General features: G+C 68.4%; 10 protein-coding genes. 7 read left to right on the plus strand and 3 right to left on the minus strand.

All coding sequences use genetic code 11. From position 1 onward, the window contains the following. Nucleotides 1-8: 8 nt before the first annotated feature. The 7 genes from ACZ5MC_RS20925 to ACZ5MC_RS20955 all read left to right on the plus strand — a co-directional run bounded on the left by ACZ5MC_RS20925 (nucleotide 9) and on the right by ACZ5MC_RS20955 (nucleotide 8,367). A complete protein-coding gene (locus ACZ5MC_RS20925; protein WP_306597840.1) occupies nucleotides 9-1,148 on the plus strand; it encodes an acyl-CoA dehydrogenase family protein in 1,140 nt (379 codons plus the stop codon). A 204-nt stretch (nucleotides 1,149-1,352) separates the two neighbouring features. Continuing rightward, entirely contained in the window at nucleotides 1,353-2,909 is a 1,557-nt protein-coding gene (locus ACZ5MC_RS20930; RefSeq protein WP_464516698.1) for an acyl-CoA carboxylase subunit beta, read from the plus strand. Nucleotides 2,910-2,920: 11 nt separating this feature from the next. After that, a complete protein-coding gene (accC, locus tag ACZ5MC_RS20935) occupies nucleotides 2,921-4,441 on the plus strand; it encodes an acetyl-CoA carboxylase biotin carboxylase subunit (RefSeq protein WP_306597842.1) in 1,521 nt (506 codons plus the stop codon). A 10-nt stretch (nucleotides 4,442-4,451) separates the two neighbouring features. Beyond that, nucleotides 4,452-4,985, plus strand: a complete 534-nt coding sequence (locus tag ACZ5MC_RS20940; protein WP_306597843.1) for a biotin/lipoyl-containing protein — start codon at nucleotides 4,452-4,454, stop codon at nucleotides 4,983-4,985. A 15-nt stretch (nucleotides 4,986-5,000) separates the two neighbouring features. Further along, nucleotides 5,001-5,777 (plus strand): enoyl-CoA hydratase/isomerase family protein, encoded by a 777-nt coding sequence (locus ACZ5MC_RS20945; RefSeq protein WP_464516699.1) that lies wholly within the window; start codon nucleotides 5,001-5,003, stop codon nucleotides 5,775-5,777. A 12-nt stretch (nucleotides 5,778-5,789) separates the two neighbouring features. Continuing rightward, nucleotides 5,790-7,121 carry a 3-hydroxyacyl-CoA dehydrogenase family protein gene (locus tag ACZ5MC_RS20950; protein WP_464516700.1) on the plus strand — a complete coding sequence of 444 codons (1,332 nt, stop codon included), beginning with the start codon at nucleotides 5,790-5,792 and terminating at the stop codon, nucleotides 7,119-7,121. Nucleotides 7,122-7,131: 10 nt separating this feature from the next. Next, nucleotides 7,132-8,367 (plus strand): thiolase C-terminal domain-containing protein, encoded by a 1,236-nt coding sequence (locus ACZ5MC_RS20955; RefSeq protein ID WP_464516701.1) that lies wholly within the window; start codon nucleotides 7,132-7,134, stop codon nucleotides 8,365-8,367. Here ACZ5MC_RS20955 and ACZ5MC_RS20960 read toward each other — a convergent pair. The 3 genes from ACZ5MC_RS20960 to ACZ5MC_RS20970 form a co-directional block, all read right to left on the minus strand. Continuing rightward, nucleotides 8,364-9,626 carry a two-component system sensor histidine kinase NtrB gene (locus ACZ5MC_RS20960; RefSeq protein ID WP_464516702.1) on the minus strand — a complete coding sequence of 421 codons (1,263 nt, stop codon included), beginning with the start codon at nucleotides 9,624-9,626 and terminating at the stop codon, nucleotides 8,364-8,366. The two genes, ACZ5MC_RS20955 and ACZ5MC_RS20960, sit on opposite strands and share 4 nt — an antisense overlap. Nucleotides 9,627-9,743: 117 nt before the next feature. Further along, nucleotides 9,744-10,886 (minus strand): hypothetical protein, encoded by a 1,143-nt coding sequence (locus ACZ5MC_RS20965; RefSeq protein WP_464516703.1) that lies wholly within the window; start codon nucleotides 10,884-10,886, stop codon nucleotides 9,744-9,746. 40 nt (nucleotides 10,887-10,926) lie between these two features. Then, nucleotides 10,927-12,375 carry a hypothetical protein gene (locus tag ACZ5MC_RS20970; protein ID WP_464516704.1) on the minus strand — a complete coding sequence of 483 codons (1,449 nt, stop codon included), beginning with the start codon at nucleotides 12,373-12,375 and terminating at the stop codon, nucleotides 10,927-10,929. Nucleotides 12,376-12,386: the final 11 nt, after the last annotated feature.

The following is a 12,386-nucleotide window of genomic DNA, read 5'->3' on the forward strand; positions in this document are numbered from 1 at the left end:
AGCTAAGAATGAGCATGCCCCTGACCCAGCTTGGCGAGGAGGAACTCGCCTTCCAGGAACTGGTAGCCGACTTCGCGAAGAACGAGATCGAACCCCTGCGCGACGCCATGGACGAGCAGCAGGAGATGCGCCCGGACCTGGTGAAGAAGTTCTTCGGCCTGGACATCATGGGCATCGAGGTGCCCGAGGAATACGGCGGCGCCGGTTCCACCTTCTTCAACGCCATCCTCGTCATCGAGGAGCTCAGCAAGGTCGACGCCTCCGTGGGCGTGCTGGTGGACGTGCAGAACACCCTCGTGGACAACTGCTTCATGCGCTGGGGCAGCGAGGCCCAGAAGAAGAAGTACCTGCCCCGGCTCTGCAAGGACACCGTGGGCGCCTACGCCCTGTCCGAGGCGGGCTCGGGCTCGGACGCCTTCGCCCTGGCCACCCGGGCCACGCCCAACGCCGGCGGGTTCCTGCTCAACGGCAGCAAGCTCTTCATCACCAGCGCCCAGGAGGCGGGGATCTTCGTGGTCTTCGCCACGGTGGACCCCGCGGCGGGCTACAAGGGCATCACCGCCTTCATCGTGGAGCGTGGCATGCCGGGCTTCTCGGTCTCCAAAAAGGAGAACAAGCTCGGCATCCGCGCCAGCTCCACCTGCGAGCTGAGCCTGGCCGACGTCCAGGTGGGGCCGGACCAGGTGCTGGGCGAAGTCGGCAAGGGCTACAAGGTGGCCATCGAGACCCTCAACGAGGGCCGCATCGGCATCGCCGCCCAGATGCTGGGCCTGGCCGAAGGCGCCCTGGCCCACGCCCTGGCCTACACGAAGGAACGCCGGCAGTTCGGCAAGCCCATCTTCAGCTTCCAGGCCGTGCAGATGCGCCTGGCCGAGTGCGCCAGCCGCGTGGAGGCCGCGCGCCTCATGACCTACAACGCCGCCCGCATGAAGGACGCGGGCCTCCCCTTCATCCGGGAGGCCGCCATGGCCAAGTACTTCACGAGCCAGGTGGCGGAATGGGTGTCCAGCGAGTGCCTGGAACTGTTCGGCGGCTACGGCTTCACCAAGGACTACCCTGCCGAGAAGTATTTCCGGGACAGCAAGATCGGAAAGATCTACGAAGGCACGACGTTCATGCAGCTGCAGACGATTGCCAAATTGCTGTAAAACATGGGGATCTATTTGGATGAAGGCTTCTTTTCTCGGCGATCCTCGGCAACCCCGGCGCCTCGGCGATAGGCTTTTCGCCGGTTGCTTCGGCGCAGCGACCCGTTGCCCCGCAGCATCATATGAAAAGCCTATCGCCGAGGCGCCGGGGTTGCCGAGGATCGCCGAGAAGGGAAAAGAAATGAAATCATCACGGGAGGGCCAATGACCACCGGACAGGACGCGAAGCTGAGACTGCTGAAGTCCAAGCACGAGGAGGCCGAAAAGGGCGGCGGCGCGGACAAGATCGCCAGGCACCACGCCTCCGGCCGGCTCACGGCCCGGGAGCGCATCGCCATCCTCCTCGACGAAGGCTCCTTCACCGAGATCGACAAGTTCGTCCTGCACCGCTGCGACAACTTCGGCATGGAGAAGATGAAGATCCCCGGCGACGGCGTGGTCACGGGCTTCGGGCAGATCGACGGGCGCCTGGTGTACGTCTTCGCCCAGGACTTCACGGTCTTCGGCGGCTCGCTCTCCAAGGCCTACGCGGAGAAGATCTGCAAGATCATGGACATGGCCACCCGCAACGGGGCCCCGGTCATCGGGCTCAACGACTCGGGGGGCGCGCGCATCCAGGAGGGGGTCCAGTCCCTGGCGGGCTATTCGGACATCTTCACCCGCAACGTGCTGAGCTCCGGGGTGGTGCCCCAGATCTCGGCCATCATGGGACCCTGCGCCGGCGGCGCGGTCTACTCCCCGGCCATCACGGACTTCGTCTTCATGGTCAAGGACACGTCCTACATGTTCATCACGGGGCCCGACGTCATCAAGGCGGTCACCCACGAGGAGGTCACCAAGGAGGCCCTGGGCGGGGCCATGACCCACAACGCCCGCTCCGGCTGCGCCCACTTCGCGTGCGCGGACGACGAGGAATGCCTGCTCATGATCCGCGAGCTCATGAGCTTCGTGCCCCTCAACAACCAGGACGACCCGCCCGCGCGGGCCTGCACCGACGATCCCAACCGCACCGAGGTCACCCTGCGCACCCTGGTGCCCGACTCCGCCAACCTGCCCTACGACATGAAGGACATCTTCCATGCGGTGGTGGACGACGGCTACTTCTTCGAGGTGCAGGAGCACTTCGCGAAGAACCTGGTCATCGGCTTCGCCCGGCTCAACGGCAGGCCCGTGGGCATCGTGGCAAACCAGCCCAATCACCTGGCCGGGGCCCTGGACGTGGACTCCTCCCTCAAGGGGGCGCGCTTCGTGCGGTTCTGCGACTGCTTCAACATCCCGCTGATCTTCTTCGAGGACGTGCCGGGCTTCCTGCCCGGGGTGGACCAGGAGCTGGGCGGCATCATCAAGCACGGCGCCAAGCTCCTCTACGCCATCACCGAGGCCACGGTGCCCCGGCTCACCGTGATCACCCGCAAGGCCTACGGCGGCGCCTACTGCGTGATGAACGCCAAGAACATCCGCTGCGACTACGCCATCGCCTGGCCCACCGCCGAGATCGCCGTCATGGGCCCCGAGGGCGCCGTCAACATCATCCACCGCAAGGAGCTGGACACGTCCCGGGACCCCGAGCGCACCCGCACGGCCCTGCTGGACGACTACCGCGACAAGTTCGCCAACCCCTACAACGCGGCCGAGATGGGCTACGTGGACGAGGTCATCGATCCCATGAACACCCGGCCCGTCCTCATCCGCGCCCTGGAGATGTGCAGGAACAAGCGCGTCAGCAACCCGCCCCGGAAGCACGGCAACCTGCCGCTTTGAGGACTCCGACCATGTTCAAGAAGATTCTCATCGCCAACCGGGGCGAGATCACCATCCGGGTCATCCGCGCCTGCAAGGAGCTGGGGGTGCCCACCGTGGCCGTCTACTCCGAGGCGGACCGGGCCGCCCTGCACGTGAGGGCGGCGGACGAGGCCTACTGCATCGGGCCCGCCCCCAGCCGGGATTCCTACCTGCGCTACGACCGGATTCTCGAGGTGGCCGCGAAGTGCGGCGCCGACGCCATCCACCCGGGCTACGGGTTCCTGTCGGAGAACGTGGCCTTCGCGGAGGCCTGCGCCGCCCAGGGCGTCACCTTCATCGGGCCCAATCCCAGGGCCATCCGCGTCATGGGCAACAAGACCACCTCCCGGGTGGCGGTCTTCGAGATGGGGGTGCCCCTGGTGCCCGGCATGCGGGAGAACCTCCAGTCCGAGGACCAGGCCCTGGAATGGGCCGACCGGATCGGGTTTCCCATCATGATGAAGGCCGCCGCCGGCGGCGGCGGCAAGGGCCTGCGCCAGATCCTGCGCCGCGAGGACGTGGTGGCCGCCTACCGCGCCGCCAAGTCCGAGAGCCTGGCGTCCTTCGGCGACGACGCGGTCTACATGGAGCGGTACATCGAGAACCCCCGGCACATCGAGATCCAGGTGCTGGGCGACAAGCACGGCAACCTCATCTACTGCCCGGAGCGCGAGTGCTCCATCCAGCGCCGGCACCAGAAGGTCATCGAGGAGGCCCCTTCGACCATCGTGGACCCCGTGATGCGAAAGGCCATGGGCGAGGCCGCCATCAAGGCGGCCCGGGCCGTGGACTACGACTCGGCGGGCACGGTGGAATTCATCGTCTCGGGCAAGTCCAGGGAGTTCTTCTTCCTCGAGATGAACACGCGCCTCCAGGTGGAGCACCCCATCACCGAGATGATCACGGGCATCGACCTGTGCAAGGAGATGATCCGCAGCGCCGCGGGCTACGTCCTGCCCTTCCGGCAGGAGGACATCCCGTGCCACGGCCACGCGCTCGAATGCCGCATCTACGCCGAGGACCCCGACAACCGTTTCCTGCCCACGCCGGGCAGGATCATCGGGCTGCGGGTCCCGGGCGGCCCCTGGGTGCGGGACGAGTCCGGCATGTACGAGGGCCTGGACGTGCCCATCCACTACGACCCCATGCTCAGCAAGCTGGTGGTCTGGGGCAGCACCCGGGAGCGCATGATCACCCGCATGCAGCGGGCCCTGTCGGAATACGCCGTGAAGGGCATCAAGACCACCATCCCCTTCCACGCCCGCATGCTGAAGAACGAACGCTTCCTCTCCGGGGACATCGACACCAACTTCATCGACAACGAGTTCCAGCCCCTCGACGAGGCCCGGGAAAAGCCCAACGAGGACATCGCGCTGGTGGCCGCGGCCATCGGGGCCTACCGCAGGGACAAGGAGAAGGCGCTGGGCCGGGTCGGCGGCGAGGGCGGCCCGGCGGGGGACGTCTCGGCCTGGAAGGCCAGCGGCAGGGTCAAGCGGGATCCGGGATTCTGAGGAGATAGCCATGGTCTACATCGGCACCCACCAAGGCCGCACCACCAAGGCGAAAGTCGTGGAACCCCGCCCGGGCATCTTCACGGTGACCCTGGGCGAGGCGGAGTACCACGTCGACTTCCTGGAGCCCCAGCCCAACATCTACTCCCTGATCATCGACGGCCGCTCCTTCGAGGTGGACGTGGACGCCAGGCCCGACGGCGACGTGTTCGACGTCTTCATCAAGGGCGACCACTACGAGGTCGAGATGGTGGAGGAGAAGAAGAAGAAGCTGGCCATGAAGATGAGCAAGGGCGCCACGGGCCGGCAGGACATGAAGTCCCCCATGGCCGGCAATGTGAGGGCCGTCCTGGTCCAGCCCGGGGACCGCGTCGTCGCGGGCCAGGTGGTGCTGATCCTCGAGGCCATGAAGATGCAGAACGAGCTCAAGTCCGCCATCGACGGGATCGTGGCCTCCGTCACCGCCCGCGAGGGCGTGGCCGTGGCCGCCGGCGACCCCCTGCTGGTGGTGGAGCCCTGGGAACCGCAGTTCCCCACCGGTTGAAGGCACGGAGACGACATGAGCGACCATGTGAGACTTGTCATCGAGAACGGCATCGGCATCGTGACGATCGATCGCCAGGAGGTACTCAACGCCCTGGACGACGGGATCCTCGCGGGTCTCGAGGAGGCCTTCCTCGCGCTGGGGCGCGACCCCTCGATCCGCGCCGTGATCCTCACCGGAGCGGGCAAGGCCTTCGTGGCCGGGGCCGACATCAAGGCCATGGCGGCGTTCACGCCGGTGGAGGCCCGGAGCTTCGCCCAGCGCGGCCAGCGGATCTTCACGCTCATCGAGGACTACCCGCACCCCGTCATCGCCGCGATCAACGGCTACGCCCTGGGCGGCGGCTGCGAGCTGGCCATGACCTGCGACATCCGCATCGCCAGCGAGAAGGCCAAGGCCGGCCAGCCCGAGGCGAACCTGGGCGTCCTTCCCGGCTTCGGGGGCACCCAGCGGCTGGCCCGCATCCTGGGGCGGTCCGCCGCGAAGTACCTCCTCTTCACGGGCGAGGTGATCAGCGCCGCCCGGGGCCTGGAACTGGGCCTCTTCAACGAGGTGGTGGCGCCGGAGAACCTCATGCCCCGCTGCATGGAGATCGCCGCCGCCATCGCCGCCAAGGCCCCGGTGGCGGTCTCCAGCGTCAAGCGGGCCGTGAACGAGGGCACCGACGGCCCCCTGGCCCACGGCCTCGCCCTGGAGGCCGAGCTCTTCTCCCGGACCTTTTCCACGCTCGACCAGAAGGAAGGCATGCAGGCCTTCATCGACAAACGACCCGCCCGGTTCCTGGGCAAGTAGAGGTAATTCCAAATGGACCTGAACACCCGAATGCAGAACGTCGCCGTGGTCGGCGCCGCGGGCAAGATGGGCAGCGGCATCGCCCTGCTGCTCGCCCTGGAACTGGCCTACCGCGCCCTGGAGGACCGGCAGGCCACCTTCGTGCTCAGCCTCATCGACATGAACGACGCCGGCCTCCAGGGCCTGCTGCGCTACGTGCACGACCAGGCCCGCAAGGACGGGGAGCGGCAGATGAACCGCCTGCGCGCCCTGTACAAGGACCGGCGCGACCTGGTGGAGAACGCCGAGATGGTCGACGAGTTCGTGGCCGAGGTCTTGCTCCACGTGCGCACGGGCAAGACCCTGGCCCTGGCCAAGGACGCCCTCCTGGTCTTCGAGGCCGCCTTCGAGAAGGAGGAGATCAAGTTCCAGATCTACAACGAGCTGGCCGTGCTGTGTCCGCCTTCGGCCTGGTTCCTCACCAACACCTCCAGCATCCCCCTCCATGTGCTCACCGACCACTGCGGCATCCAGGGCCGCATGATCGGCTTCCACTTCTACAACCCGCCCGCGGTCCAGAAGCTGGTCGAGCTGATCCCCCCCGAGGGCTGCGACCCCGACCTGGTGGCCGCTTCGGAGGAACTGGCCCTGGTGCTGCGCAAGAAGACCGTGCCGGCCCGGGACATCGCCGGCTTCATCGGCAACGGCCACTTCATGCGGGACGGCCTCCACTGCATCCGCGAGATGGAGCACCTCGCCGAGGACTACGGCTTCGTCCAGGCCGTGTACATGGTCGAGAAGGTGAGCCGGGACTGGCTCCTGCGGCCCATGGGCATGTTCCAGCTCATCGACTACGTGGGCATCGACGTGTTCCAGCTGATCCTGCGGGTCATGGACAAGTACCTTAAGGAGGGCCTCCATTCCGACCTGGTGGACGCGTTCCTGGAGATGGGCGTCAAGGGCGGCCAGACCTCCTCCGGGGCCCAGAAGGACGGCTTCCTGCGCTACGAGAAGGGCCGCCCCGTGGGCATCTTCGATCCGGCCATCCGGGACTACGTGCCCATGGACGCCGCCTTCACGGCGGACCTGGACGGGCGCCTGGGGCCCCACCCCGACCCGTCCCTCACCTGGAAGGGCCTCTCCCGGGATGCCGGCAGGGAGGAGAAGCTGCGCGCCTACTTCAAGGCCCTCAAGGGCCTGGATTCCCTGGGCGCCGGCATGGCCCGGAACCACGTGGAGGACAGCCGGGAGGTCGCCCTGGACCTGGTGCGCCAGGGCGTGGCGGCCCGGGCCGAGGACGTGAACGCCGTCCTGACCCTGGGCTTCTTCCACCTGTACGGCCCCGTCAACGACTACCTGGACTGAGAGAAGAGCCATGAAGACCATGCACAAGCCCGTCTACCTCGCCGCAGGCGCCTACACCATGAGCCTGGGCACCGGCCGCCCCGAGTTCAATCCCCGGACCCCGAGGCCGGGCCTGGACCACTACATCCGCCAGGCCGGCGCGGCCACCCTGGCCCAGGTCGGGGACCCCGAAGCCATCGACGAGAGCGTCATCGGCAACTTCATGGCCGCGCGGTTCAACCGCCAGGGCCACCTGGGTTCGCTCATGACCATCGTCCACCCCGCCCTGGAGTACAAGCCCAGCCTGCGGGTGGAGGGGGCCTGCGCCTCCGGCGGCCTCGCCCTGGCCTCGGCGGTCAAGAGCGTCCTCAGCGGCATGGCCGACGCCGTGCTGGTCATGGGCGTGGAGGTGCAGAACACCGTCAAGGCCATCTACTGCGCCGACTTCCTCGCCGGGGCCGGGTGGTACGACGGGGAGCGCAAGGACGGCCACACCTATTTCTTCCCCGGGAAGTTCTCCGACCGCGCCGGGGCGTATGCCGCCAAGGTGGGCCCGGAGAAGGCCCGGCAGGCCTTCGCCCACTGGTACCGCAACGCCGTGGAGTCCGCCCGGCTCAACCCCGACGCCCAGGAGCACTTCAACAGGACGGCGGACCTCGTGGCCCAGGGCCTCACCCCGCCCAATCCCAAGGGCTTCACCGACCACCTGAACCTCTTCGACTGCTCCAAGGTCTCCGACGGCGCGGCCTCGATCATCGTGGCCTCCGAGGAGGGCTGGCGCCGCCTCGGGCTGGCCCGGCAGGACGTGGTGGAGCTGGCCGGGTACGGCCAGATGGCCGCCAACCTCACGGCGCCCCCGCCCGACCTCACGGAGATGACCACCTGCCGCAGGGCCGCCGAGCAGGCCATGGCCATGGCCGGCACCGGCATCGCCGACATGGGCGTAGCCGAGGTCCACGACTGCTTCACCGTATCGGGCGTGCTGCTCACCGAGGCCCTGGGCATGGCCGGGCCCGGGGGCGGCGCCGACGCCGTGCTGGAGGGCCTCACCCGCCGCGACGGGCGCTGGCCCACCAACACGGGCGGCGGCCTCGTGGGCTACGGCCACCCCACCGGCGCCACCGGCGTGCGCATGGCCGTGGATCTGTGGCGCCAGCTCACGGGCCGGGCGGCCGGTTACCAGGTGGACGTGAAGAAGGACCACGGCATCCTGGTGTCCATGGGCGGCAACGACAAGACCGTGGTGTCGATGATCCTCAAACGCTAGCAGGGCAGGAAGACCTGGAACAGCGCGCCCTCCCCCTCCCGGCTGGAGCAGCGCACCTGGCCCCCGTGGGCCTTGACGATGCGGTCCACCACCGCCAGACCGAGGCCTGTGCCCTTGCCTGCCCCCTTGGTGGTGAAGAAGGGCTCGAACATGCGCCCCAGCACCTCCGCCGGGATCCCCGTGCCCGTGTCCTGGACCTCCAGGAGGACCACGGGGCGCGGCAGGCCGGGGGCCTCCCCCGGACCTGCCAGGCGGGTGCGGAAGGTGAGGTCCCCGCCCCCGGGCATGGCGTCCCGTGCGTTGGTGCCCAGATTCATGATCACCTGGTGGATCTCGGTGGGCTCCACCAGGGGGGCCGGCAAGTCCGGATCCAGCTGGCACCGGAAGCTCACCGAGGAACCGGCCGATTCCTTGAGAAGCGCGGCGACCTCCAGCACCAGTTCGTTCAGGTCCGTGCACTGGCGCTCGGTCGGGGCCTTGCGCACGTAGCGCAGGAGGCGGGCCGCCAGGGCATGGCCCCGGCTTGCGCCTCTCCTCATGACCTCCAGCCGGCGCTTCTGCTCGGGACTCAGGTGGGGATCCCGGAGCAGGAGCTCGTTGCAGCCCAGGATGCTCGTGAGGATGGTGTTGACGTCGTGGGTGACGCTGCTCAGGAACTCCCCCGCGGTCTCCAGCTTCTGGCTGTGCAGGAGCTGCTGCTCGAGGTTCCGGGCCTCGGTGGCGTCGAGGAGGATCACCAGCACGGCTTCCACGCGGTTGCCTGCCCCGCGGAGGGGGGTCATGTGGAGGGTCAGGGGGAAGGCGGGGCCGGCGCCGGGCCTTCCCTGGCCCTGGATGCCGCCGATGGGCTCCCCGAGGAAGGCCCGCCCCAGGAGGTGGCCGAGCTCCTGCCCCAGGCCGGGCAGGGCCACGGGCATGGGCCGGCCCATCACCTCAGCGGCGGCGAGCCGGAAGCGGCTTTCGGCCGCCGGGTTCCAATACCGCTGGATCCGGCCCTCCCGGTCCAGGGCGAAGATGGGCAGGGGCGAGCCCTGGAAGGCCTTCACCAGGGCCCGGTCGTCCCGTTTCGCGCGGTGGGCATGGCGCACTTCGAAGGCCAAAACGGGCATGAAGGCGGCCGTCATCAGGGCCGCCGCCAGGAGCAGCGTGCGCTCGATTCCCTCGTTCAGCCGGTTTGCAGCCACCAGCCCGAAGGCTGCGATGAGGGCACAGGCAGCCAGGAGTCCCCAGCCCAGTCCCGGGCCTGATCGGGAGAACACGGATTGCAACCACGGTATGCGCATTGGGTGACGACGCTCGGATGGGGCCGGAGATCGGCGCACCCTTCAGTATTATTAATTAATAACATGCCGCAACCCATACCGCCCCCCTGGATCTCATTTTTTAGATACCTTGAAATAAAACTGCAGATCCGAATCCAGCCTGTTCGGCTGCCCCCACTGGGTCCAGCCCTTCCATCCCTCCCCGTCATTGAACTCAGCATGACCATCCCCGAATACGGTGGCTGTGGTGAACCCCTTGTCCGACCCTTTCCGCATGGGGAAGGCCTCAAAGCGCCCATCCCCCCGGGCCGCCAGCACCAGCCGGTAGGTGTGGCCCACCTGGAGACTGGGCGGCGGCCGCGGGAAGACGGCCTCCACCCAGCCGCACCCGCCCAGGGCGCAGGAGGCGCTGGCCGCCGGGAGGGCTTCCGGGCAGGAGGCCTCCGCCAGGGGTTGGCCCTCGCGGGATTCCAGCCGCGCCGCCAAGGGCCCCTTTCCGGCCAGCCGCCGGACCCGCAGGTGAACGGCCTCCACCTTCCGGGTGGTTCCCGTGGCCGTGAAGACCTCGCCCACCGTGGCGGTCCCTCCGATGGGCCGGGGCGCCCCCATCCAGAACTCCAGGTACCCCACCCCCTGGGACCCGCCGCCCTCGTAGTAGACCTCGAGGATCGGCGTGAACGCTTCGGACGTGCCCGGGGTGCGCCGGGGCTCCCAGCGGGGGTGCGCCGAATTCCGGAAGAGCATGGCCCAGTCCTCGTCCGGCAGGGCGGGCTGGGCGGGGGTCTCCCGGGTGCGGGAGAAGATGGCGTTGACCGAGACGAAGTTCACGGCCCCGCGGGGGTCCACGTTGGAGAAAACGGCATGGTAGAGGCTTCCGGCCTTCAGCACCGGCTCCCGGTCGAAGGCGATGAGGGGGTAGAACCGGTCGCTGGCGGGAACCAGGTTGAGCGTCTGCCGGCTGGTGGCCAGCACCCGGCCCGAGGGGGCATGGGAGGCGCTGCCGTCGTCCGGCTGGATCTCGATGCGAAGGGTCCCGCCCGTGCCGCCGTGGTAGCCGGCCTTGCGGAAACTCCAGATGAGGAACGGCCGGACGCCCAGGAGGGGGCCGCCCGGCCCGGCGCGGAAACGATAGCTTACCTGGTTGCCCGAGGGGCCGATGGGGGTGTTCGCCAGGGAATCCCCCTGGATACATGGCCCGTAGAACCCGGCCTGGGCCTGGAGAAGCAGGGGAAGCAGCAGGAGGGCCGGCACACGCATGGCATCACGATCGTCGGAGCTTGGATGCCGCCCGGGATGCTCAGGGTACGAAGGCGAACTGCAGATCGCTGAAGGTGAGGTTCGGCGTGCCCCACATGTCCCAGCCCTGCCAGCCGGTGGCGCCGGTGGTGGTGAACTGGGCGTAGCCGTCGGGGAAGAAGGTCGTGTTGGCGAACCCCTTGTCCCGGCCCTTGCGCATGGGGAAGGCGGAGAAGGACGTGTCCGCGGCACAGGCCAGGACCAGGTTGTAGGCGACGCCCGTATTGAGCACGTGGCTGAGGGGGAAGGTGGCGGTGACCCAGGTGGGGACGCCCTGGGGGAACAGGGCGGCGGGGAGGGCGGCCTGGTCCACGAGGGTGCCGTCCGCCTCCTCCACCCGCACCGTCAAGGGGCCGGAGCCGCTGGTTCGGCTGAGGCGCACGTTGACCTTGCTGAAGTCCCGGCTGGGCCCGGTGACCTTGAAGGTCTCCCGCACGGAGGCTGCCCCGGAAATGGACTTGGGGTTGGTGGACCACACTTCCATGTAGCCGTTGCCCTGGCTGCCGGTGGCGTAGTCCAGCTCCAGCGTGGGGGTGTAGCCCTGCCGGACCCTCCAGGCGCCCCCGGCGGGCTTGAAGAGCACCGCGAAGGTGGCGTCGCTGGTGACGGGCTGCATGGGCGCGGTCTGGGCGTTGGTGTAGAGGGTGTCCAGGGAGATGTAGTTGGCGACGGGATCCTGGTCGATGTTCGTGAACACCAGATGGTAGAGGCCCCCGCCGGTGAGGGCCACCGGGTTGGGGAAGGTGAGCTTCGGGTAGAAGTTGTTCTGGGGGATGATATTTCCGTACGAGGTGGAGGCCAGCGCAGGCCCGGTGGGCAGGTGGGCGCCGGTCCCGTCGTCGGCCAGGAGGTCCACCCGCACCGTGCCGCCCAGCCCCGCGTTGTAGCCGGATTTCGTGGACGACCAGATGAAGAAGATGCGGAAGCCCTCCAGGGGCGTGGTGTGCTTGGCCTGGAAGCGGTAGCTCACCACGTTGGCGCTGGGCCCGCCCACGACCGTGTTGGCCAGGGAATCGGCGCTGAAGCCCGAACCGTAGAAGAACGGCGTGACGGGCATGACGGGCACCACCGGCACGATCTGGGTGGTGGTGGTCGCCACCCCCGCCAGGGTGACGGTGCAGGCGAGGGCGACCACGCCGGAGGCCGGGGCGTTGTAGTAGACCGCGGCGTTCGTCGCCACGCCGGGGAGGGTCCCGTTTCCCACCGACCACAGGTAGGTGGCGCCGGGCTGGGTCGGGACGAAGGCCTGGATCTGGGTCATGCCCGCGGATACCAGGGCCGGGGTGCGGATGGTGCCGGTGTCGGCCACCGTCGGGCCTAGGGTCACCGGGGCGGGCGCGGTCACCTGGGGGTTGGCGGCCTTGGGGGTGCTTGTGCCCTGGGCGGACTGCCCCGAACAGCCAAGGGCCACAAGGCTCGTGGTGAACAGAACGGTGTTGAGCGTTTTCATGGGCGCACCTC

Source organism: Mesoterricola sp. JemC181 (genome assembly GCF_055384585.1).